This is a genomic window from Rhizobium zaerense (genome assembly GCF_051810725.1).
Taxonomy (GTDB): domain Bacteria; phylum Pseudomonadota; class Alphaproteobacteria; order Rhizobiales; family Rhizobiaceae; genus Rhizobium; species Rhizobium leguminosarum_I.
Genome location: NZ_CM132690.1, coordinates 4,613,033 through 4,633,826, shown reverse-complemented (window position 1 = coordinate 4,633,826; position 20,794 = coordinate 4,613,033). Strand labels below are relative to the sequence as shown.

General features: G+C 57.1%; 23 protein-coding genes and 1 pseudogene. 5 read left to right on the top strand and 19 right to left on the bottom strand.

The genetic code is table 11. The features are described 5' to 3' along the window. The first annotated feature begins 4 nt into the window (after positions 1-4). A complete protein-coding gene (locus ACS4RR_RS22950; RefSeq protein ID WP_260110118.1) occupies positions 5-544 on the top strand; it encodes a gluconokinase in 540 nt (179 codons plus the stop codon). Here the strand turns inward: ACS4RR_RS22950 and ACS4RR_RS22945 are convergent. The 3 genes from ACS4RR_RS22945 to ACS4RR_RS22935 all read right to left on the bottom strand — a co-directional run bounded on the left by ACS4RR_RS22945 (position 534) and on the right by ACS4RR_RS22935 (position 3,410). Beyond that, the gene (locus ACS4RR_RS22945; protein ID WP_260110119.1) at positions 534-1,781 is read right to left on the bottom strand and encodes an NAD(P)/FAD-dependent oxidoreductase; all 1,248 of its coding nucleotides are present in this window, start codon (positions 1,779-1,781) and stop codon (positions 534-536) included. The genes ACS4RR_RS22950 and ACS4RR_RS22945 overlap by 11 nt on opposite strands. Positions 1,782-1,857: 76 nt before the next feature. Beyond that, the gene (locus ACS4RR_RS22940; RefSeq protein WP_260110120.1) at positions 1,858-2,361 is read right to left on the bottom strand and encodes an isoprenylcysteine carboxyl methyltransferase family protein; all 504 of its coding nucleotides are present in this window, start codon (positions 2,359-2,361) and stop codon (positions 1,858-1,860) included. Next, on the bottom strand, positions 2,358-3,410 hold the full coding sequence (locus ACS4RR_RS22935; RefSeq protein WP_456189452.1) for a type III polyketide synthase: 1,053 nt from the start codon (positions 3,408-3,410) through the stop codon (positions 2,358-2,360). Before ACS4RR_RS22935 ends, ACS4RR_RS22940 begins: the two co-directional genes overlap by 4 nt. A gap of 171 nt (positions 3,411-3,581) precedes the next feature. Here ACS4RR_RS22935 and ACS4RR_RS22930 point away from each other — a divergent pair, with 171 nt between their 5' ends. From ACS4RR_RS22930 to ACS4RR_RS22920, 3 genes are read left to right on the top strand one after another with little or no spacing between them, the layout of a single operon-like run. Then, positions 3,582-4,118: a tetratricopeptide repeat protein gene (locus ACS4RR_RS22930; protein WP_260110122.1), complete on the top strand. Its 537-nt coding sequence runs from the start codon at positions 3,582-3,584 to the stop codon at positions 4,116-4,118. Positions 4,119-4,165: 47 nt separating this feature from the next. After that, on the top strand, positions 4,166-4,771 hold the full coding sequence (locus ACS4RR_RS22925; RefSeq protein ID WP_260057343.1) for an RNA polymerase sigma factor: 606 nt from the start codon (positions 4,166-4,168) through the stop codon (positions 4,769-4,771). After that, on the top strand, positions 4,768-5,571 hold the full coding sequence (locus tag ACS4RR_RS22920) for an anti-sigma factor family protein (protein ID WP_260110123.1): 804 nt from the start codon (positions 4,768-4,770) through the stop codon (positions 5,569-5,571). Before ACS4RR_RS22925 ends, ACS4RR_RS22920 begins: the two co-directional genes overlap by 4 nt. Before the next feature lie 42 nt (positions 5,572-5,613). Here the strand turns inward: ACS4RR_RS22920 and ACS4RR_RS22915 are convergent, their stop codons facing one another. Continuing rightward, positions 5,614-6,402, bottom strand: a complete 789-nt coding sequence (locus ACS4RR_RS22915) for a glycosyltransferase family 2 protein (RefSeq protein WP_260110124.1) — start codon at positions 6,400-6,402, stop codon at positions 5,614-5,616. 117 nt (positions 6,403-6,519) lie between these two features. Here ACS4RR_RS22915 and ACS4RR_RS22910 point away from each other — a divergent pair. Further along, a pseudogene (locus ACS4RR_RS22910) lies at positions 6,520-6,642 on the top strand (sugar phosphate nucleotidyltransferase); the annotation flags it as partial. Positions 6,643-6,775: 133 nt separating this feature from the next. On the opposite strand, the gene ACS4RR_RS22905 reads toward ACS4RR_RS22910, so the two are convergent. From ACS4RR_RS22905 to ACS4RR_RS22835, 15 genes are all read right to left on the bottom strand, one after another. Further along, positions 6,776-7,798 carry a class I SAM-dependent methyltransferase gene (locus ACS4RR_RS22905; RefSeq protein ID WP_138390730.1) on the bottom strand — a complete coding sequence of 341 codons (1,023 nt, stop codon included), beginning with the start codon at positions 7,796-7,798 and terminating at the stop codon, positions 6,776-6,778. Further along, positions 7,795-8,652, bottom strand: a complete 858-nt coding sequence (locus ACS4RR_RS22900) for a glycosyltransferase family 2 protein (protein WP_260110125.1) — start codon at positions 8,650-8,652, stop codon at positions 7,795-7,797. Before ACS4RR_RS22900 ends, ACS4RR_RS22905 begins: the two co-directional genes overlap by 4 nt. A 121-nt stretch (positions 8,653-8,773) precedes the next feature. After that, positions 8,774-9,640, bottom strand: coding sequence for a motility associated factor glycosyltransferase family protein (locus ACS4RR_RS22895; protein WP_260057346.1), 867 nt, complete (start codon positions 9,638-9,640; stop codon positions 8,774-8,776). Further along, a complete protein-coding gene (locus ACS4RR_RS22890) occupies positions 9,625-10,257 on the bottom strand; it encodes a PIG-L deacetylase family protein (protein ID WP_170263165.1) in 633 nt (210 codons plus the stop codon). The genes ACS4RR_RS22895 and ACS4RR_RS22890 overlap by 16 nt, the downstream gene beginning before the upstream one ends. Next, entirely contained in the window at positions 10,254-10,955 is a 702-nt protein-coding gene (locus ACS4RR_RS22885; protein ID WP_456189451.1) for a WbqC family protein, read from the bottom strand. The genes ACS4RR_RS22890 and ACS4RR_RS22885 overlap by 4 nt, the downstream gene beginning before the upstream one ends. Further along, positions 10,952-11,917 (bottom strand): PseG/SpsG family protein, encoded by a 966-nt coding sequence (locus tag ACS4RR_RS22880; RefSeq protein ID WP_456189450.1) that lies wholly within the window; start codon positions 11,915-11,917, stop codon positions 10,952-10,954. Before ACS4RR_RS22880 ends, ACS4RR_RS22885 begins: the two co-directional genes overlap by 4 nt. Beyond that, entirely contained in the window at positions 11,899-12,576 is a 678-nt protein-coding gene (locus ACS4RR_RS22875; protein WP_456189449.1) for a cytidylyltransferase domain-containing protein, read from the bottom strand. Before ACS4RR_RS22875 ends, ACS4RR_RS22880 begins: the two co-directional genes overlap by 19 nt. Beyond that, the gene (locus ACS4RR_RS22870; RefSeq protein ID WP_456189448.1) at positions 12,573-13,589 is read right to left on the bottom strand and encodes an N-acetylneuraminate synthase family protein; all 1,017 of its coding nucleotides are present in this window, start codon (positions 13,587-13,589) and stop codon (positions 12,573-12,575) included. The genes ACS4RR_RS22875 and ACS4RR_RS22870 overlap by 4 nt, the downstream gene beginning before the upstream one ends. 116 nt (positions 13,590-13,705) lie before the next feature. Continuing rightward, entirely contained in the window at positions 13,706-14,776 is a 1,071-nt protein-coding gene (locus ACS4RR_RS22865; RefSeq protein WP_170262851.1) for a radical SAM/SPASM domain-containing protein, read from the bottom strand. Position 14,777: 1 nt separating this feature from the next. Then, positions 14,778-15,623 carry an NAD-dependent epimerase/dehydratase family protein gene (locus ACS4RR_RS22860; RefSeq protein WP_260057349.1) on the bottom strand — a complete coding sequence of 282 codons (846 nt, stop codon included), beginning with the start codon at positions 15,621-15,623 and terminating at the stop codon, positions 14,778-14,780. Beyond that, positions 15,616-16,329, bottom strand: a complete 714-nt coding sequence (locus ACS4RR_RS22855) for a nucleotidyltransferase family protein (protein ID WP_170256235.1) — start codon at positions 16,327-16,329, stop codon at positions 15,616-15,618. Before ACS4RR_RS22855 ends, ACS4RR_RS22860 begins: the two co-directional genes overlap by 8 nt. Next, positions 16,322-17,302: an NAD-dependent 4,6-dehydratase LegB gene (locus ACS4RR_RS22850; protein ID WP_456189447.1), complete on the bottom strand. Its 981-nt coding sequence runs from the start codon at positions 17,300-17,302 to the stop codon at positions 16,322-16,324. Before ACS4RR_RS22850 ends, ACS4RR_RS22855 begins: the two co-directional genes overlap by 8 nt. After that, the gene (locus ACS4RR_RS22845) at positions 17,299-18,618 is read right to left on the bottom strand and encodes an ABC transporter ATP-binding protein (protein WP_456189446.1); all 1,320 of its coding nucleotides are present in this window, start codon (positions 18,616-18,618) and stop codon (positions 17,299-17,301) included. The genes ACS4RR_RS22850 and ACS4RR_RS22845 overlap by 4 nt, the downstream gene beginning before the upstream one ends. Next, entirely contained in the window at positions 18,618-19,496 is an 879-nt protein-coding gene (locus ACS4RR_RS22840) for an ABC transporter permease (protein WP_456190169.1), read from the bottom strand. Before ACS4RR_RS22840 ends, ACS4RR_RS22845 begins: the two co-directional genes overlap by 1 nt. An 85-nt stretch (positions 19,497-19,581) precedes the next feature. Continuing rightward, on the bottom strand, positions 19,582-20,781 hold the full coding sequence (locus ACS4RR_RS22835; RefSeq protein WP_260110133.1) for a glycosyltransferase family 4 protein: 1,200 nt from the start codon (positions 20,779-20,781) through the stop codon (positions 19,582-19,584). Positions 20,782-20,794: the final 13 nt, after the last annotated feature.

Here is a 20,794-nt window from a genome sequence, read left to right as displayed (position 1 = left end):
AAACATGCCGGATGAGCAGATGAACAGACCCCATGCGATCGTCGTCATGGGCGTCAGCGGCTGCGGCAAGTCCTCCGTCGGCGAAAAACTCGCCGAAGCGCTGCACCTGCAGTTTATAGAGGGCGATGCGCTTCATCCGACCGCCAATGTCGAGAAGATGTCGAAGGGCATTCCGCTGACCGATGACGACCGGATGCCCTGGCTCGACCGCATCGGCGAAGAGATGAAGGCCTCGCTGGAAAAGAGCGAGGGCATCATCGTTTCCTGCTCGGCGCTGAAGCGTCTCTATCGCGACAGGCTCAGGGTTGCTGCCGGCGGCAATCTGTTCTTCGTCTATCTCGAAGGTTCCAGGGCGCTGCTGATGAAAAGGATGGGCGAGCGCAAGGGACATTTCATGCCGGTCTCGCTGCTCGACAGCCAGCTGGCGACGCTTGAGGTGCCCACAGGCGAGTCGGGCGTCGTCACGGTCGATATCGACGACACGGTGGACGGCATTGCAGCAACGGCCCTCGAAGGTCTCGCAACACTCGGCATTACGGGTTGAAACGCTGCGGCGAATAGGCCGCGATATCGATGAACGGCGTCTCGCCGGTGATAAGTTCGGCAAGCACGCGGCCGGTCACCGGACCGAGCGTCAGCCCGTGATGGGCATGGCCGAAGGCAAACCACAGGCCCTGATGGCGCGGCGCCTTGCCGATGATCGGCATCATATCCGGCGTGCAGGGGCGCGCGCCCATCCAGGGTTCGGGATCGAGCCTGCCTCCGAGCGGGAAGATCGTGCGCGCCACGGCTTCGGCGCGGTCAAGCTGGACCGGCGTCTTCGGCGCGTCGAGCGTTGCAAACTCCGCCCCGGTCGTCAGGCGGATGCCGCGGTTCATCGGCGCAAGGAGATAGCCGCGTTCGGCATCGAGCGTCCAGTTGTTGAGCACGGCATTGCCCTCGGCGGCATAGTGCATGTGATAGCCACGCTTGACGCCGAGCGGGAAGGAATAGCCGAGCCGGCGCGTCGCAACGGCCGCCCAGGGGCCGAGTGCCATCACAGCATCGTCGGCTTCGAGCGCACCTTCCGCGGTCATGATTTTCCAGCCGGAGCCGAACGGACCGAGCGAGGCGGCGTCGCCCGTGACGAACCGGCCGCCGATACTTTCGAAATAGCGGCGATAGGCTGATGTCAGCGCATGCGGATCGAGCACCGACCAGGGATCGCGCCAGCGAATACCACCGGCGAAATCGCCGGTCATATCAGGTTCCATGCGGGCGATGTCGGCCGAGGTCAGGCTGTCATACTCCACGCCGAATTCATTCCGCCAAAGTGCTGCCTCTGCGAAAGCCGCGTCGCGCTTGGCTTCGGTGCGGAAAATCTTTATCCAGCCGCCCTTGCGGATCAGCCCTTCGGCCTGCGACGCTTCGATCAGATCCTTGTGTTCGACAACCGAATTTTCGATCAGCGGCGCATAGGCCCGGGTGATGATGGCGTGGCGGCGCGCATTGGAATTCCACCAGTAGCGGGCGAGAAAGGCGATCTGACTCGGTAGCGTGCGCAGGTGATAATGTGCATCGATACGGTTATTCAGCGCATAACGCAGCAAAAGCCCGAGCTGCTGGGGAAAGCCATAGGGCATGACACCTTCGCGCTGGATCAGGCCGGCATTGCCGAACGAGGTTTCGTTGCCCGGATCCTTGCGGTCGATCAGCGTCACCTGCCGGCCGCGCCGCTGAAGATGGATGGCCGTGGAAACCCCGACGATACCGGCGCCGAGCACGATTGCGTTTTTCGTCATTTCCGCTTGCATTCCGCTTTGTCTTACGCGGTGAAAATGCCCGCGCCGATACGGCGACGCAAACGGAAAATCGCATTCATTTCAAAATCATTGCGCTTTTCAGTGCGGCATTTTCAGCCTTCACGCGGACATGGAGGATAAGCGCGTTGAAAAGGGAAAAGACAATCGCGTAAAGCGGCAGGCCGAAGGCGAGGGGAAGGACGGCGATTTCGCCGACGACGATCGCATAGTTCGGATGGCGGAGGAAACGATAGGGCCCGGAGCTGACGAGCGGCGCACCGGGCAGGATGATGATACGCGTCGTCCAGCGGCCTTTCAGCGTCGCCAGCACCCAGAGCCGCAGCGCCTGCAGCCCCATAAACACGAGAAACCAGAAGAGCGCGATCGGCCTGCCCGGTGCAGTGAGCCAAAGGCCGATGATCCAGCCTGCATGCAGCGCCACCATGACGGGATAATGCTCGGGTGCCACCTCTCTGGCGCCACCGGCAAGAAGCGCGGCCGTGTTGCTCCGGGCGAGCGCGAGTTCCGCCAGCCGCTGCAGCGTCACGAATGCCAGAAGCGCGATCGACGGCCACATCATGCTTCCCTCCGCAGCGTCACGCAGCTGGCCGAAAAGCCCGGCCCCATGGCGATCATCGCCGAGCGCGCCGGCAACCCGGCGCGGATTGCCCGCTCCAGCACGAACAGGATGGTCGGCGAGGACATGTTGCCATATTCGGCAAGCACGGCGCGCTCGTGTTCGAGCGTGCCCGGCGACAGCGAAAGCGCGCTCTCCATCGCTGCCAGCACCTTCGTGCCGCCGGGATGGCAGATGAAGCGGTCGATATCCTCCAGCTTCAACCTGTTGCGCGCCAGAATAGCACCCACCGCCGGGCCAAGCTCCTTTTCGGCAAAGGGCGGCAGCGATTGCGCCAGTACGATGCCGAAGCCGCCGTCGTCTATCTTCCAGCCCATGATATCGAGCGTGTCGGGAAAGAGATGTTCGCCGGTCGATTCCACCTCCGCCAGCCCGTCTTCGCCTGATCGCAGCACGCAGGCGGCTGCGCCGTCGCCGAAAAGCGCTGTCGCGATGATGTTCGGGCGCGTCAGCTCGTCCAGCCGGAAGGCGAGCGTGCAAAGCTCGATCGAGATGAAAAGCACAACAGTGCCCGGCCGGCCTTTCGCAAGCCGTGAGGCGATTGCAAAACCCGACACGCCAGCCGCACAGCCGAGCCCGAAGACAGGCACGCGTTCGATATCGGGCCTGAAACCCATCCGGCCAGCTAGCTGCGCATCGAGGCTCAGAGTCGTAAAACCGGTGGAGGAGACGGTTACGACACAGTCGACATCGCCGGCCTCAAGCCCTGCCTGGCGAAGGGCCGAGCTGGCAGCCTCAACAAAAAGCCTGCCCGCCACCTCTGCAAAGGCCTGCATCCGGTCCTGCCAGCCATGCGGCTCGTCGAACCAGGCAAGCGGCCGCGCCGCATGACGCTTTTCGATACCGGCGCTGTCGAAGACGCGGGCAAGATGCCGGAAATCCTCGAAGCGGTCGGCAAACAGGCGGGCAGAGGCTTCGACCGCCTGTCTTTGGAAAATGACATGTTCGGGTGTCGCAACGGCGAGGCTGACGAGTTTCACGGTATCAGTCATGGTGTTCTCCTTGTCGTTCCCGGCGCAACGACTGAAAACACGCCTACGCCGAAATTATTCGGATCAGCGTGCTTCACGAAACCGTGATGAAAGAAATGCGAGGGGCAGCCGAATAAAGCCCGAAGCAGCGGTGTTCTCTCCTCGCAACGTCACTTCTAGAGGAGTTTCCCCATGACGATCACGCCAGCCCGCATCGCTTCCATCGTTCTCGGCGGCTGCCTTGTCGCTTCTGTTTTCTCCGGCCCGGTCTTTGCGATCGGCGATAACAGTAGCACAACGCCAACCTGCAAGAAGGGCGAGATCTACGACCAGAAGACCAAGAAATGCGTCAAGCAGCAGAGCGCCAACGTCTCCGACGAGAACCGCGCCGATTATGCCTATTCGCTGGCCAAGGCCGGTCGTTATGAAGAGGCGCTTGCCGTGCTCGACACCGTCAAGGACCAGAACACGGCGGAAGTTCTCAATTATCGCGGCTATGCCACCCGCAAGCTTGGCCGCACTGACGAAGGCATCTCCTACTACCTGCAATCGGTGAAGATGGACCCGCAATATGCCAAGGTCCGCGAATATCTCGGCGAAGCCTATGTCATCAAGGGCCAACTCGATCTCGCCAAGGACCAGTTGAACACGATCAAGGCGATCTGCGGCACCGATTGCGAGGAATATCAGGACTTGAACGCCGCGATCCTCGACCCTTCGAAGATCTGATCGGCCGGTCACGGGCGGGAAAACGGAACCACAAAAGGGATGTAAGAATGTCAGTCGCGCGCAGCATATTTCCTGCCTATAGTCGCGCGAGAATGGAATCGCCGGTTCATCCGGCGGTTCCGAGGGATGCAGGATTGGCGGAGGCGGCCATCGCGAGCGAAGCGGATATCAGAAGCGGCCTGACGGAAAATCTGGCAAGGCTCTGGCGTTATGGTCTCGTTCTCTCGCATCAGCGCGATGTCGCCGACGACCTGGTCCAGGCGACCTGCCTTCGTGCGCTGGAGCGCGCCGATCAGTTCATCTCCGGCACCCGGCTCGACCGCTGGCTGTTTTCGATCCTGCACTCGATCTGGCTGAACGAGATCCGCTCCCGCCGGGTGCGGCAGGGTCAGGGTTTCGTCGATGCCGGGGAGACGCTGACCTTCGACGGCGCACACGACACCGAAACGCACGTGATGGCCCATCAGGTGCTGAAACAGGTGAATGCGCTGCCTGAGGCGCAGAGGACGGTGGTTTTCCTCGCCTATGTGGAAGGACTTTCCTACCGCGAGGTTGCAGGCATACTGGATATCCCGATCGGAACCGTGATGAGCCGGCTGGCTGCTGCCCGCGCCAAGCTCTCCGGCGCCGGACCGGAAGGGGGACGGCAATGAACACGAAACACACCATTCCCTCCGACGAGGAGCTCACAGCCTTCATCGACGGCGAACTGACGGCCGAAGAGGCCGCGCGTATTGACGCCATTGTGAACGAAGACGAGAGCACCGCCGAACGGCTGGAATTCCTGGCGCGCGCCAGCCTGCCGTTCAAGCAGGCCTTCGCCCCGCTGCTGTCGGAAGCCCCGCGCGCGAAGCTGGAGACGATGCTTGCCGCCATCCCGGCGCAGCCGAGCGCAAGACCCGCCTCCACGCCCCCATTCGCCAGCCGTCGCGGCTTCCTCGGCGCGCTCGCCGCCTCGCTCGTCGCCGGCATCGCGATCGACCGCGCCGTCATCGGCATCGGCAAAGGCTTCGCGGCAAAGGACGAAAACAGCGAATGGCGCGCCGTGGTCGCCGATTATATCTCGCACTATACCGCGGAAACGCTCGCTGGCCCCGTCCCTGGCAGGGAGGACCAGGCCGCCCAGCTCGGCCCACTTGACGAAAAGCTCGGCCTCTGGCTCTCCCCTGAAGCCGTCTCGCTCCCGGGGATCGATTTCAAGCGCGCTTTGCTGCTGCAATATGACGGCAAACCGCTTGCCCAGGTCGCCTATCTCGACCCCGAGACTGGCCCGATGGCGCTCTGCATCGTCCGCTCCGATGCCGGTCCCAAAGCGCCGGATCTCGAAAGCCGCAAGGGCATGAACGTCGTCTACTGGTCGAACGGCACGCACGCCTTCATGCTGATCGGCCATGCCTCGGCGGACAGGATGACGGCAATTGCCGAAGGGGTGCGGGGGAAGGTGGCGGCCTGACCTGCTATTGGCCCGGCCTGAAATCGGGGTTGACAAATCCTGCTATCGATTTCGTTTCAGGAACTGACCGAGGCGGTTCACAAGCTTCGATGCCCAGAACATGAGGGTCGAGACCCTTAAGCCGTGATCAGCAAGGGCACGCAGCACTTCCTTGTTCTGACGCGATATGTTCTGAATGTTTTTGTTTGTGGCGCCCCCCAAGCGCATCCTCACCAACACGCGGGGGATATAAAGGGTCCTGATGCGCGTGACTTCCAGAAATCGCATCATAAGTTCGACGTCGGCTGCCAGCCGATAACGCAGATCGAAGGTCCCGAACCGTTCATAGATGCGACGCCGAACATAGAATGTAGGATGCGGCGGACACCAGCCCCTTCTAAAAAAACCGGGTTCAAACGCACAGGATTTCCAATAACGGACCTTGCGATCGGGATGCTGGTTGGAAACATAGATGAGATCGCCATAGCAGCCATCATAGGCTTCATCGTCCAGCGCGGCCGCCACGGTTTCGAGGGAGTCGCTGCTCTCGAAAGTGTCGTCCGCATTCAAAAAGCCGATGATGTCGCCGCTCGCAAGGCCAATCCCCTTGTTCATGGCCTCATAGATACCTCCGTCCCGTCCCGAAAGTACGCGGCGGTTGTCCGCCGGCGCCAAAGCGATGATGGCGAGCGTGGAATCGCTTGAGCCACCGTCAATGATGATGTGCTCAAAATCGCGGTAGGTTTGCGTGTCGATGGACTGCAACGTATCGGCAATGGTCCGCTCGGCGTTCCAGCAAACAGTGATGAGGCTTATCCGGGGGGTACGTGCATCGGCGGTGTCTGCAGCCATTTTGACGGGTGTCTTGCTTACATTCTAAGGGGCGAAATCTGGCCAACCCGTAGCAGACGGAAAGGCGGCGTCGCAATCCAGTACTGCAGATTATTCTTGATCAATGCAGAAGGTCCCTTGTCTTCGAAGAAAAAGCTGCGCAAGGGCATCCTGCTAGCCGGGGGCTCGAGCACTCGGCTCCATCCCGCGCCCCTCGCCGTTTCGAAGCAACTTCTTCCGGTTCTTGACACGCCATATCTCATTGTATCCAGGCCTTGCGGCGTGAGCTTGAACTGCACCCGTGCCCGCACATCCGCTCCTACGCAGTTGGAGCGTTCCGTTGAATTCTCTTAAGTGCGATCGCCTGACCTTGCGGGAGAGCGGGCTGGAATTTCTAGATCGGCCTTAGCACGAAGAGAAGGCTGTCGCCCTTGCCTGCGGCATCGAGAATTCGATTGCCCAATCCCATCACCATCCCGGCCCCACGTGCGCCGCGCGATAGGGCTACGTTCTTCAGCCGAGTGAAGAACGGTGGCCTGACTTGGATTGCATCAGCATTGTGCGTCCAGGTGGATGATGACTTGCCCTCCTGCTTCCGCTCGCGTGCGGTGCGTAATTGCAGGACCGACCAGAGATTAGGCGTAACCGTTCTGACGTTTTCGACCTTGTAACCAAACTTGCCGGCGAGTTTGGTAAAGGAGGTGCGGTTGAAATGATTTTGGTGATAGGGAATGTGCCAATTGATCCAGCGGTCTTTCCAGATCTTGTGATGAAACGAGCCCGTATTGGGGAACGCCATGATCACGCGACCCTGGGGGGTGAGACGTTCTCTTACCGCCTGCAGCATGGCCGAGGGATCCGGCACATGTTCGAGCACCTGATTCAATACAATCAGGTCGAACTTCATGTCGGGAAAAGGCAGATCGTAAATGTTGCCGATATGGACTTGCAAACCAAAGTGATCGGCAATCGTCCGCACATTCGGATCCGCCTCGATCCCCCAGCTTTCGATTCCCTTGTTGCGCATTTCAAGGAGTGAAATGCATGAGCCGCAACCGACATCAAGTACCTTCTCACCAGGTTGCGCCAGATAGTGGCCTTGGTGGTCGGTGCCGGCCATCCAACGATTGAAAGCGGCGAAAGGCTTGTTTACCAGCGCAGCTTCTCGCTCTATGGCGGAGAAATCAACTTCCCGGCGTGGATAATACGTACTGTAAAGCCCAGGTAGGTCCTCTTCCGTCAGCGGCGGTGTCGTCGTCATATGACCGCAAGACACGCATCTCTCGATCGAATAGACACCGGGGCAGCCGTATCGATCGTCGGATATGCGCTCGATAAATGTTTCCATATTCGAACCGCAGGCAATACACTGCATCTGATGATCGCTCTTCATCGCGTCGTTATTGTCCTTTTTCATTTCTTCGCTCGCAGAGCATGGGCCGTCCGGATAATCATGAAGGCCCCCATGCGCAATGGCGCTGTCATCCGTTGCAAGGGTGTGCCGATCAAAGAATAGAACGCGACCCGCTGAAATACATTGTGGGGCGAGCGCCGGCCAAAATGTTTCTTCCACGAAGACGTATTCGACACGTGAGCGCCGTAGACGGGCGGTGAATAAACTATGGCTTCGCTGGAAACAAGCAGTTGTACGCCCGTTCGCGCGAAGCGCATGGATATTTCGTAATCGGCCATATAATGCGGCAGGAAACGCGGACGCATGGTTCCATGCCGTTTGAACAGTTCCGCGGGAAACAACGTTCCGCGACCGCTGAGCGCATCCGCCTGATAGAGCGGCTTAGGATTCCGGCGCTCCCCTTCGCTCAACTCGGCGAGAATGTCCCATACTGCAATGCGATTTATGTTCAAGCGCGGTCCAACGCCCGTCAAAGGCGGGTCGCTCTCCTCCTCGTGAACGACGCTGCCGACAATAGCATCCCGATTTTCGCGTGAACACCGTATCAATGTCTCGACATAGGTCGGGCCAAACCACGTGTCATTGTTGACGAACAGGATGTAGTCTTCGGGGCCGCAGTCGGGCAGAACCCGCTTCAGGCCGACTTCTATGGCTCCGCCCCACCACAGATTGCCGTCGCCTCTTATGCTCGTCACGTCAGGCTGCGTCGCGAGGAACTCAGCCGTTTCATCGGTGGAGCCGTCATCGATGATAACAATTCGAATATTGTCGACAACCGTTTGGGCCCTCAAGGCCGCTATGACTTTGCGAGTGTGCTCAAGTCGGTTGAAGACCGGAACTAGGACGTTTACACGCATCAAATATTGTCGTCTTTCGTTACGAACCAACAGAAATCTGGCCGTTGCACAAAAGACACATCGGTGACAGCGAACCGCGCGTTTGTTCTATCAACCAGTATTGACGCAGGATGAAGGCGCTTCATTCTTCGAACCAAGCCTGGAAAGGCCGCCTCTCAAATTCGTCCAGTGCTCCGCCGGGTGTGGAATTGACGATGCGGATACCATTCGATTTGGCAATATTTGAGATGGCTCGATACTGCCGCCACAGTCGCGCCAGCTGTTGGAACTCATCGTGAAGGGTCCTCGTCAAGGTGCCGTCCGCATTTACGGTGAAGTCTTTTCCCTTTTGCACCTTGAGGTCGAACGCGTATCTATAGGTTGACGACAGGAAACGATCGTGGTCGACGCCGAGCAGGATGATCTCTTTGAAACCAAGATACATCGCTATCATCAAGGCCATCACCGGCACCGACTCGACACGAGGGACCGGTTGAGAGATATCGACGATTTCCTCTGATGTTCTTTCGTCGAAGCTTTCACCGAGCACGAGATACCGAACCGTTCGCCCTGAAAACAGATTGTGTTTTCGAACCAGCTCCGCTTCAGTGGAACTGAGAAACAGTTCCGCGGCGCCCAAGTGCGAATGCATCTCTTTAAACCAGTCGATCACATCCTCCGATGTCATCGATACGTAGGTAATTTGCGGAACACAATGATAACGAGACTGGAACTTGTCGAAATCGGAGTGCAGGTAACCATTGGAAACGGTTATAACGGTTTCGCCCTGAAGTTGCGACAGATCCAGGCCCTTGACGCTCGGGCCATTGCCTAAAATAAAACAGCGCTGCCCCGCGTGCAGACCAGCAAGCTGTCTATTTTCTGCCAGCGAACTCGCGACATCAGCAGAGAGATTGTGACGATTTTTTAGCCTGCGCTTCAGCTCATGCACACCATAGGGGAGCAGCATGGAGCCAAAGGTCAAAATCTTCCTCAAAGCTGCAGCCACTTTACCACCTCAAAAACCTCCGCGTATTTTACACCGATGCGCTGGCCGGCATTCTCGGCTTCGTTGCGGAAGAAGCTCACCCATTTCCGCCCCGTGCGCTCCATCTCGGATTCATGGGCAAGGATCGCCTTCTCCTTCTGGTCCCAATGGGAGGTGATGTCGACGTAGAAATTCCCCCTGAAATCGACGGTCGAATGATACCAGTTGCTGCGGTACATCAGGAGGCGGGGCACATGGCGGCAGCTGTGCAGTGACGCCCGCGACAAGGCCAGATGGTCATGGTGGATGTCTCCGACCCAGTGGGTGTAAACCATATCGATCTTCAGATCCTGGACGAGCTTGAGGATCTCGATATTCAGCGGGTCGACGAATTCGATCTGGAGCGTTTTGAACTCGCCGCAGAACATTTTCTGGACGCCGAGAATTTCCATCGCGGCATCCGCTTCCGCTCTGGCGACCTGGCTGCTGCGCACGGACTGATCATACTGGTTTGAAAAGCCGGATACGGTCGCGACATAGACATACACCGTGTCGCCGTTTACAGCATGACGTGCCAGTGCACCGCCACAGCCCAGTTCCACGTCGTCAAAATGGGCACCGATCGCGAGAATATTCATTTGCAACTCCAGAGCAGGTCACGCGTGCCTGCAATACCACAATTCAGCAGTGTGTCGAGAATGCTGAGATAGGGCATGAACTCGCCGAAGGGCTGCGGATAGACGGGATGGACGAAATGCTGCCATTCGATCTCGATCCCGGCTGCCTCGAACACCTCAGGCCGCATGTAGTCGCGCGCGCCCAGACCTGAGAGGTAACGCGTTGCTCCGACTTTCCGCAGCAGTTCGACAAGCAACTCATTTTTATGCCCCTCAGGGCTTAACGTGCTCGCCCGCACCGTCGGCATGGTGATCTCAAGCATCTCAAGAATGCCTTCGAGGAAATGCATGTTAAAATCGGCCAACAGCTCGAACTGCTTGCCGTAGAGGGCCTCGATACGGGGAAAGACCTCGCTCCAACCGGCAGACTTGCGATAATTTTCGCGTAGCAGGGAAAGGTTTTGGTCTATCCAGCCCGTGCCGGGCGCCAGTTCCACGGCGTTGATCGCAGTGCCGAGACTTGGCTTTCTGATGCCAACGGTGAGCCACCGATCGCCCTGCGCCGTCTTTATCTTATCCCGATGCGTCCAGCTTTTGCTCGTGCCATGGACAAACTGAACGTGATCCAGAACGATATAGAGGTCGGCGTTCAGAAAACGCTGGAAAAAGCCGAGATATGAAGCGAAGTCCGGTTGATGGATAACCGCTGTAATGGTCATGCAGCCAATCTTTCCAGCAAGTCGGCAACGCGGCCGACCCCGCCAAGGTCGACCTTGGTCATAGCAGTCTCGCTCATGCTCCGGATGGGGATCGGCGTTTCCAGGATGCCGAGATCGAACGCCGAGTGATGCCCGGCAAAGAACGCCACTCCCAGATCTTCGAGCGCACGCCCGACCGGGATTTCAAAAGGCTCGTTGGCGATCACCACACACGGCAGGCCCGCCGCACAGGCTTCGAATGGGGTAACACCGCCGCCGGTAATCGCCAGATCGTGCCCATGCATCTCTGCCGCAAGCGATGGCACCTGGTTGAGCAGTTTGAACCGACCCGGTGCAGCGGTCGCGACGACCTCTTCAAGCTCCCTCATGTGTTGGAAGCTCGGGCCTGTAACGATGGTGACGGGAAAAGACTGGCTGCTCAGCCATTTGGCAACGCGGACGGTCACTCCGTAGGTATCGGCGCCGCCGAGCGTGACAAGGATCGATGCAAGGCTTTGCCGACGTCTGCGATAACTAGCGATTTCAGGATTGAGTATCATATACTCCACCCCCAGCCGAACATCCTTGCCCTTGAGACCCTCAGTCTCTTCGAACAGGAGAGCGCAGATATTCATGTCGGCAAGCTCCGCGCCATCACCACGATCATCAAAGGTAACGAGCTTTGCGCCCAAACGCTTAATCGCCTCGCTGTGGCATCGCTGCGTGTTCAGGCGGTCATTAATCCAGACTGAAGATGATGCATCGGGTTCAATAAAGCCATTCTCCCATCCGGTCACGGAGGCGAGATCATAAAGCGCCACATCAAAGCCGCGCTCTCGGATGACCCTCAACGAATTCGGATGATCGTTCGCTAAAAATAGGACCGGATGACCGCGTGAACGCAGTTCGGTGGCGAGCGTCAACGACCGAAACAGATGCCCCATGCCGCGTGCATGTGAACTTTCTATGCAGAAAACGAACATAGTCTGATCGCTTCCTCTGTCCCAACCCAGTTCCCACCCCCCCGCGTTGCCAGAGCACAAGCACGTCTCCAGTCTTCCTCAGTATCTACCGTCAGGCGCAGATTTGGGGATATTTTGGCTGGAGGCACATCGAGCTGGCCAATCTTGAACAACTCCGGCCGGTCGGTGAAGTATTCATTCACGTGCTCGCGATGGTGCGGCAGCTTTCCCTCGCGATGACTGCGTGCGAGCGCTTCGAAGGTAAATATTTCGGCGCCGACGCCTATAGGCAACTGGCCGAACGCATGCGTGTAGTCGAATCCCTGTCCTTGGTGCAGATCGATCAGCCTTTCGAGCTCCTCGATGTCAGTGAAAGGATTATCCGCGGTCAATCGGACAATGTCGGACATTCCAAGCGATTTTGCGCATTGAAAATAACGATCGAGAACATCGGCTTCGTCGCCGCGAAAGCAGCTTACACCATGCTCAAGGCACCAGGCTTCGATCATATCGTTCTCGCTGGCCGAAGATGTTGCGACGACAACCCTAGCAGGCCGCTTCAACATCCGAAGTCTACCCAGGACATGTGCGAGAAGCGGCTTGCCGGAAATGTCGCGAAGCACCTTTCCCGGCAAGCGGGTGGATCCCATCCGCGCCTGGATAATGATTCCAAGCGTCACGCCAGATCGCTCCACTGGAGAACGGCGTCAGCATCGAGATCCTTCATAAGCCGTCGCCCCGCAAGAGTGTCGAGATGCTTAGGTTCAATCCCTGTCCCAGGTCGCTTCACCGATATATCGCCGGCAGAGATGACATGGCCGGCATTGAGCGGTCGATTGACGACAATGCTTTTGCGGTTGTTCAATCTGGTCGTTGCTTCACTGGCTGCCGGTTCCTTGCGACCACTGCCTTTCATGACCTCGAACGCACGTATCGCATCCACAAGCCATTTCATTTCTGCCGGATCGGCCGAGAGCATGTGGTCGGGACCGTCGGCGGCCTTGTCGTAGGTGAAATGCCGCTCGATGACGCGGGCGCCCATCGCGACCGCACAAAGGCTCGCGACAGGGTTCAATGTATGGTCGGAATAGCCAACGTCGAGATCCGGAAACGCCTCCATCATCGTTTGCATTGCACGCAGGTTCACATTTTCCGGATGCGTCGGATAGCTTGTGATGGCGTGCAACAGGATGAGCTTCTGATTACCCGCCTCCTTGATTGCGGCAACGGATTCCCGAACCTCTTCGAGCGTCGACATCCCCGTCGACAGGATTATCGGCTTGCCCGTTTTTGCCAGATAGCGAAGAAAGGGAATGTTGACTGCATCGTCCGAACCCACCTTGTGGGCACCAACCCCGCACTTCTCCAGCAGATCGACATCCGTTTCGTGTGAGGGCGACGAAAACCAGTCCAGCCCGTGCTCCTCGGCATAGCGGAAAACCGCTTCGTGAAGCTCGTGACCGATTTCATATTTGCGGAAAAGCTCGAATTGCGAGGTAACGCCGGTGTTTTCCATATCGAACATGGCGTTGCGGCTCGACAGGGTCTCTGCCCGATAAGTCTGGAGCTTGACAGCGTCTACGCCGGACGACTTTGCCTCGTCGATCAGCCGTCTTGCCTGGTCAAAAGTCGTAAAATTCCCGCCGATTTCGGCGATAATATAACACCGGTCAGGTCGGTAGTTCCGGAACATCTGCTACTCCCGCAATTCACTATACAGCCGGCGTTCCAATAGCGGTAACACAGCTCAGTTCAGCTCTGTGCGATGTCATCCCGCACACGACCGGTATACAACTCCCGGCTGCTTCTCTATTTTCCGATTTCCTGAGCCCGATCCACGTAATTTCGGACAACCACTTTCCGGCCGCAGATTTCGGTCGGCTCGTCATCCGTCAGGCGAGGCAGGTAGCATCGCCGGCATACTTCGCTTTTCAAGAAGCCCTGCGGTTCTTTGTGCAAGGCGCGGACTGCATTCATTTTTTCGCCGTGCCAAATCTGGTGGACCGTCTCCGTCGTCGCGTCACCAATGACTTCGCGATTCTCCTCGTCGTTCGAGCACTTCATCACAAGCCCGTCGGCCCCGATAACGAGGCGCTGGTATTGCTGTGGGCAGGTGAAATTATCCAGATATTGAACGTCAGAATCGTTTCCGAGGTAGTCGATCAGCGGATTGAAGGCGACAAGATCCACGTGAGGCGCAAAGGTTTCATAATAGAGATCCGGATTTTCCCTGATTGCTGGCCAGATGCCCTGCACCTTAATGACCGGACGGTGGAGCCCGCGCTCGTCTTTGTACTTCTTGATGTCCTTGATCTTGTCGAGTAGCGCCTCGAACTTGATCGGCTTGCGGATCTTTTCGTAGGTCTCACCGGTGCCGTCGATCGAAACGGTGATCCAGTCGATGCCGGCATCGACGAGCTGAGCGAAATAGTCTCTGTTGAGCTTGAAGCCGTGCGTGAGGGTCGAGACTTCCTTGATCCCACGGTCCTTGGCATAGCGCACACAGTCGGCGAAGCGCTTGTGCAATGTGGCCTCGCCCCGCAGCGACAGACGGATCGCAGGAACCTTGCCGCCGATCTCATCGATGATACGGCAGTAGAGATCCCAGTCCATCCTCGTCGTGTTCACACTTTTCTTGAACTCGTCGCTGATCGTATAGCACATCGGGCAGCGCAGATTGCAGATCGACGCCAGCTCGAGATCGACCAGCAGCGGATAGTCCGAAACCTGCTGGTTCAGGGCATATTCCGACCATTTGCGACGGTAATCCGCGTATTCTGCTTCCCACCCTTCGCCCCGGAATTTGTCGAACGCGGCTTCGCGCTCGTCCGTGTCCATCGAGTAGTTGCCCTTGTTGATCGGAACGTAACGTTCGTTCAATTTACGACTCCTTCATCATCGCGCGCATCCCGGCCGGCAGATCCCATTCCGGCCGCCATCCGAGAACCGTGCGAGCCCGCGTGATATCGGCCCGCACGTCAGGTATTTCATTCCGCCGAACTGTGCAAGATGACACCACAGGTAGAGCAGTGCCGGCAGCTTCTTGCAAGATGTCGATTATTTCCTGCACCGAATACGACATTCCGGAGCCGATATTGATACAATGGTAGCCTTCCGCGACGTCCATGGCCTTGGTAAAGGCGCTCAGGACATCTTCAACAAAGATATAGTCACGCCGGGGACTGAGATCCAGGACCTGTATTTCCTGCTTGGTTCGTATCTGGTTCAGAAGCGTCGGTATCAGAAATTCGGGGCGCTGCCCTGCGCCGTATATATTGAAAAGACGCAATACCACCACCGGTATCTGCTCGTGCGTGGCGGCGAACTCACAAAGCTGTTCGGCAAGATGTTTGGAAAGAGCATAAGGGTTGTTCGGCCTGACCAGATCGCTTTCACGGATCGGCAGCCGGTCAGGCACTCCGTAAACATAGGCGCTTGCGAACACGAGTTTGGCCTTGTGCCGCTTGCACCAGTTCAAAGCATGGTGCGTTCCGAGGACGTTGGCGGCCGTGAAACTCGGTCCTTGGCTCCAGCTATCTGGAACGAATGTCCTGCCGGCAAGGTGAAACAGCGTGCGCGCCGGGGGAAGCTCCTGCCAAACCTTTTCTTCGCTTATATCACCATGCGTTCGGTCAAGCGCAAGCACGTCAAAACCAGCCTGCTCAAGCCGTCTGACCAGACGACTCCCGAGAAAACCGCCAGCACCGGTGACGATGGCATCAACCATTCAGGAACCTGGAGCGCATGGATTCGAACTGCTCGATCGCCAAGGCATAATCGTCAGGCCGTCCGATATCGAGCCAATAGCCGCCAAAATCTCGAACCGTGGCCGGCTTGCCGGCCGCAAGAAGTTCAAGCATCAACTGATCAAAGCCATAGGCGCCACCTTGTGGTATGTGCTCGACGGCCCTCGAAGACACCATGTAGACGCCCATGCTGACTTTGTATTCGGCCGTCGGTTTCTCTCGAAAACCGGTCAGCAGCCCGGCCTCGCCGGTGTCCAGAACGCCATAGTCTATGCGATGCTGGCGCGTCTTGGATGAGATCGTGAATATATTCCCGTCGCGGACGTGCGCATCATGAAAATCGGCATAGTTGAGATCCGTCAGAATGTCGCCGTTCATCACCAGGAAATTCTCCGGCAGATCCTTTATCAGCCGCAGCGGCCCCATGGTGCCGAGAGGCTCGTCCTCGAGCGAATAGTCGATGCGGATACCCCACTTGTCGCCATCCTGGAAGAAAGCCTTGATCAACTCGGCCTGGTGGTTGACGGCAAGTGTTATATGCTGAAATCCGCCTGATATCAGCTGACGAATGATCACCTCAAGAATAGGATAGTCGCCGATCGGCATCAGAGGCTTCGGAAGCACGACGGTATAGGGCCGCAACCGCGTTCCCATCCCGCCCGCCAGAATGACTGCGCGCCTAGACATTGAAGATATCCGCCTTGTATCTCGCCAGATTCTGCGGCTGACGCAGCCAGTCGATCGTCGCTTTCAGACCATCTTCCAAGCTGTAACGCGGCGAAAATCCTGTCAGAGACTTGATCAGGCTGTTGTCGCAGCACAGACGCTCCACTTCGCTATTTGCCGGACGCAAACGCTGTTCGTCGCATTCGATCTCCACGCTGACGCCGATGATGTCGGCGATCAGGCGAACGGTATCGCCGATCGATATCTCGCTGCCCGAGCCGATATTGACCGTCTGTCCGATGGCTTCGTCGCAGGCCGCGAGCGCCAGAAAGCCGTCGCATGTATCCTGGACGAAATTGAAATCCCTGGTGGGCGAGAGCGCACCAAGCTTCAGCGTCGTTCGTCCACTCAGAAGCTGTGAAATCACAGTCGGAATAACCGCCCTTGCAGATTGTCGCGGGCCGAAAGTGTTGAAGGGCCGTGCGATCGTCACCGGTAGCTCAAAACTCGAATGATAACTGTATGCCATCGCGTCAGCACCGATTTTTGACGCCGAATAGGGCGACTGTGCCTGCAGCGGATGACTTTCGCTGATTGGGACAAAGCGAGCGGTTCCGTAGACCTCGCTGGTCGAGGTCTGAATGACGCGGCCAACGCTGGCATCGAGAGCGCCCTGAAGTACATTCAACGTGCCATTAATGTTGGTGTCCACATAGCTGGACGGCGCCTGATAGGAATAGGGAATAGCGATGAGAGCGGCCAGATGAAATATCGTGTCAACGCCTTTTGCGATGGCACGCATTTGCGCCGGGTCGCGAACGTCGCCAAGAATGACCTCGAACTCGCCGCGATATTCAGACTGGTCCAGCCAGCCCCAGCTGGAAAACGAGTTGTACTGGCAAAGGGCGCGGACTTCGACGCCTGCCCTTGTCAGGGTTTCAACGAGATGGGAGCCGATGAAGCCGTCCGCGCCGGTCACAAGTACTTTCTTCATTTCAATAAGCCCTCAGAATCGCGGCGGTAGAGCATCTTCACATCCCAGGGGAGCTGGATTGCCGAAATTGATGGTTTTCGTTGCTGGCCCAGCATCTGGATGATCCCGACATTGTCTTCGACTTCGAACCGAATACCCTCAACCACCGAATAGATCGAAAAACGGCTGGAAATGCCGGCGCGGAGATAAAAGGTTCCGGTGTTCAACAAGCCAGCCGGAATGATTACTCGCGCCCGATAATAACCTGGAGGCCGGGTGTCGAGGCGGCTTACGTCGAGTTCCGGATCGGACAGGCTGATGATCGGGGAATAACCATCCTCCATCATGATCTGCAGCCCGACGGAAAGCCCTGTCAGTGGCTCGCGCAGTTCATACTCCATCTCGACGATAAAATTCTTCGTGAGTTCAACGGTTTGTGCTAGCTCGCCGTCTTCGTTTCGGATGGAAAGGCGAGAGATCACCGCCTTGCCGTCGACATCCTGTGGGTCGATTTCAAAATCTATCTTCCCGCTCAGTTCAGGCCGGTCGAGATAGGCGCGAATGACATCGGACGTACTGCCCACCGCAGCAACGCGACCGTCGGACAACAGAATGGATCGAGGGCAAAGACTGCTTACAGCCGTCATATTATGGCTGACGAACATGATTGTTCGGCCCGCCTTGGTCACCTCCCGCATTCGGCCCATACATTTGTTCTGGAAGTTGACGTCGCCAACTGCCAGAACCTCATCGACAAGAAGTATTTCGGGTTCCAGATGTGCCGCAACGGAAAAGGCAAGTCGAACATACATGCCTGAAGAGTAACGTTTGACTGGGGTGTCGATGAATTCGCCGATTTCTGCGAACTCGACAATTTCATCGAACTTCGTGCGAACTTCGGAGTGTGTCATTCCAAGAATGGCACCGTTTAAGTAAACGTTTTCGCGGCCCGTGAGTTCGGGGTGGAAGCCGGTTCCGACTTCCAAGAGGCTCGCAATCCTGCCTCGAATGCCAATATAGCCCGAGGTTGGACGCGTTATGCGAGACATCAGCTTCAGAAGGGTCGACTTGCCTGCCCCATTGCGACCGATGACGCCAACGATATCGCCGCGGGAAATCTCGAAGGAGACATCATCCAGGGCGTGAAAAATATCGTTCTTAAGTCGAGCCTTGTTCTGTCTGTCGGAAGCGTAATCCGACACGGAGGCATTGGGGTCCGGCAGATTGCGCAACCGCGCCCACCAGCTTTGGAGGTCACGGTACAAGGTGCCGTGATTGATGATACCCAAGCGATAGTGTTTGCTGACATTCTCGGCGTGTATAACGATATCATTCATCAAACGGTATCCATAGCGGTTGCCTCAGCCCGCGCAAAAAGTATCAAGCCGCCAATTATAATAATCAGAGTGGCCGCGACATTCGCCAGGCAAATGCTCAGAGGAAGCGGCGACGCGTCGAAAAGTGCCCAACGGAATACCTGAACCGGAGTCGTCATCGGATTGAGGTAGTAAAACCATTGATATCGTTCGGGAACCTGGCTGAAAGCATAAACGACGGGTGTCGCATACATCCAAAGCTGCGTAACGAAACCGACGGCATAAACCAGGTCACGATATCGAACTGTCAGCGCGGAAACCAAGAGTCCCATTCCCACACCAAGCGTTGCAACATATAGCAAAATCAATGGTGTCGCGAAAACGAAACGCAAGCTGATCACTATAGCATCCTGGCTAAGCCAGAGAACAAAAGAGATCGTAAGCAGAAGCGTGAATTGGATGGCAAATGCGACCAGGCCGCTCATCGCGACTGCGAGTGGTACGACTAGCCGGGGGAAATACACTTTTCCAAACAAGTTCGAGTTTTTCGAAAATGTTTCTGAGTTATTGGTGAGGCAAGCTGAGAAATAATTCCAGATAATGGTGCCGGACATATAAAAGACAAGCGGGGAAATTCCATCGGTGGAGAGATTGGCAATCTTTCCGAAGACGACGTAATAGGTGATCGTCGTCAGTATCGGTTGTATGAGATACCAAACCGGTCCAAGCACGGTTTGCTTGTAGAATGTCGTGAAATCTCTTTTGAAGAACATCCAGATAAGTTCACGATATTTCCACGCAGTCATCAGCCCGACGCTGATGGTGCCGGACGGCTTGATGACTATATCCCAGGGTTCGGTGCCGCTTTCCCTTTCCTGTTTTGTCACGTGACCTGTCATATTAATGCGCTCAAACTCTCCGTTAGCCGTTGCTCGTGCCATATTTTCTAGGGCCTCAGGGGACCGCATGGACCGACGCCATGTATCACGCGACTCGATCGAGGACACGCCCCAAAATTTCTCTCAGACGGTGGTCGAAATCTTCTTGCTTCCACAAGGAAGCTCTTTCAAGCCCCTTTTTGATCAAAGAGGAACGTAGGTCTTCATCTTCCCACAGGCGGTTCATTGCCCCTTGAATTTCCTCGACGGATTGCGGCGAGAAATAGAGAGCCGCGTCGCCGCACTGTTCACGCATACCATACTTGTCCGATATCAAAACGGGGCAACCGCACACCATCGCTTCAAGCGGCGGAATGTTTGTCGGGCCGAAAAAAGTCGGCATGACCAACCCTTGGGCACGACGATAAAACCCAGCCAGATCCGAATCCGGCACATAACCGACGAAATGAACCGCTTGGGAGAGGCCAAGCTCGCTCGCCATGGCTTTGACGGCCGCATATTCGCGCTTTGTGTTGCCCGCCAAGACCAGTTCCATGTCCGGATGAGTCCTGCGCGCGGCTGCCAGCGCTTGTATGAGCCGCACATGGTTCTTGTGGGGCCAGAATTGCGCCGGATAAAAATAGAATTTTTCCGGAAGTCGGTAGTGTTCGGCGAAGGCGGACGTCTCAACCGAATCTGTCAGATAGTTCGGAGCGATATAAGGCAGTGGACATATGTGATCTTCTGGCGTGCCGTAGCTTTCCATGACATGCCGCCGCCCGGTTTCGGAATCGACGAGCACGGCAGCACTCTGGTTCGCAAGGTGACGGAACCGGCTTTCTCTCAGTTGAAATCGCAACCAGCTTCCGGCTTCTGGAAAGCTGGGTTCATATCTGTGCATCAAATCGTGAACGGTTGCGATCGAGGGCTCCTTGATCTGCCAGGTCAGGACGTCTTGAGCCGGAAAAATCCACAGATCACATTGGAGAGATGCCAATTCACGCACGATTGGGTTCACCCATCTCGCGACGACGCGCGCTACGGACCCGGGCAGAACCATGAACAGCTTGGCAAGTGTCTCACCCCGCTCCCAGTGCTGCAGCGGGACGGCCTTCAGCGGGCTGGCATCAAGTTCAGAGCGCCAGGCTTCGTCACCATAGGCAACGATGACTTCCACGTCCGTGCCGTCGATTGAAGACAGGGCCTGCACGAGGCTTTGCGCGTACTGGAACATACCACCGGCATGGCGGCTTACTCCCAGATAGAAGCCAATCCTCTTCCGACGCAAGGTAATTCGGCTGTCCAAATGTATCGCCAAC

What these genes read in the sequence shown, in the direction of transcription:
- ACS4RR_RS22950 (WP_260110118.1), top strand. Translation starts at nt 5, where the DNA reads ATGCCGGATGAGCAGATGAACAGACCCCATGCGATCGTCGTCATGGGC.
- ACS4RR_RS22945 (WP_260110119.1), bottom strand. Translation starts at nt 1,781, where the DNA reads ATGACGAAAAACGCAATCGTGCTCGGCGCCGGTATCGTCGGGGTTTCC.
- ACS4RR_RS22940 (WP_260110120.1), bottom strand. Translation starts at nt 2,361, where the DNA reads ATGATGTGGCCGTCGATCGCGCTTCTGGCATTCGTGACGCTGCAGCGG.
- ACS4RR_RS22935 (WP_456189452.1), bottom strand. Translation starts at nt 3,410, where the DNA reads ATGACTGATACCGTGAAACTCGTCAGCCTCGCCGTTGCGACACCCGAA.
- ACS4RR_RS22930 (WP_260110122.1), top strand. Translation starts at nt 3,582, where the DNA reads ATGACGATCACGCCAGCCCGCATCGCTTCCATCGTTCTCGGCGGCTGC.
- ACS4RR_RS22925 (WP_260057343.1), top strand. Translation starts at nt 4,166, where the DNA reads ATGTCAGTCGCGCGCAGCATATTTCCTGCCTATAGTCGCGCGAGAATG.
- ACS4RR_RS22920 (WP_260110123.1), top strand. Translation starts at nt 4,768, where the DNA reads ATGAACACGAAACACACCATTCCCTCCGACGAGGAGCTCACAGCCTTC.
- ACS4RR_RS22915 (WP_260110124.1), bottom strand. Translation starts at nt 6,402, where the DNA reads ATGGCTGCAGACACCGCCGATGCACGTACCCCCCGGATAAGCCTCATC.
- ACS4RR_RS22905 (WP_138390730.1), bottom strand. Translation starts at nt 7,798, where the DNA reads ATGAAAAAGGACAATAACGACGCGATGAAGAGCGATCATCAGATGCAG.
- ACS4RR_RS22900 (WP_260110125.1), bottom strand. Translation starts at nt 8,652, where the DNA reads ATGCGTGTAAACGTCCTAGTTCCGGTCTTCAACCGACTTGAGCACACT.
- ACS4RR_RS22890 (WP_170263165.1), bottom strand. Translation starts at nt 10,257, where the DNA reads ATGAATATTCTCGCGATCGGTGCCCATTTTGACGACGTGGAACTGGGC.
- ACS4RR_RS22885 (WP_456189451.1), bottom strand. Translation starts at nt 10,955, where the DNA reads ATGACCATTACAGCGGTTATCCATCAACCGGACTTCGCTTCATATCTC.
- ACS4RR_RS22880 (WP_456189450.1), bottom strand. Translation starts at nt 11,917, where the DNA reads ATGTTCGTTTTCTGCATAGAAAGTTCACATGCACGCGGCATGGGGCAT.
- ACS4RR_RS22870 (WP_456189448.1), bottom strand. Translation starts at nt 13,589, where the DNA reads ATGTTCCGGAACTACCGACCTGACCGGTGTTATATTATCGCCGAAATC.
- ACS4RR_RS22860 (WP_260057349.1), bottom strand. Translation starts at nt 15,623, where the DNA reads ATGGTTGATGCCATCGTCACCGGTGCTGGCGGTTTTCTCGGGAGTCGT.
- ACS4RR_RS22855 (WP_170256235.1), bottom strand. Translation starts at nt 16,329, where the DNA reads ATGTCTAGGCGCGCAGTCATTCTGGCGGGCGGGATGGGAACGCGGTTG.
- ACS4RR_RS22850 (WP_456189447.1), bottom strand. Translation starts at nt 17,302, where the DNA reads ATGAAGAAAGTACTTGTGACCGGCGCGGACGGCTTCATCGGCTCCCAT.
- ACS4RR_RS22845 (WP_456189446.1), bottom strand. Translation starts at nt 18,618, where the DNA reads ATGAATGATATCGTTATACACGCCGAGAATGTCAGCAAACACTATCGC.
- ACS4RR_RS22840 (WP_456190169.1), bottom strand. Translation starts at nt 19,496, where the DNA reads ATGACAGGTCACGTGACAAAACAGGAAAGGGAAAGCGGCACCGAACCC.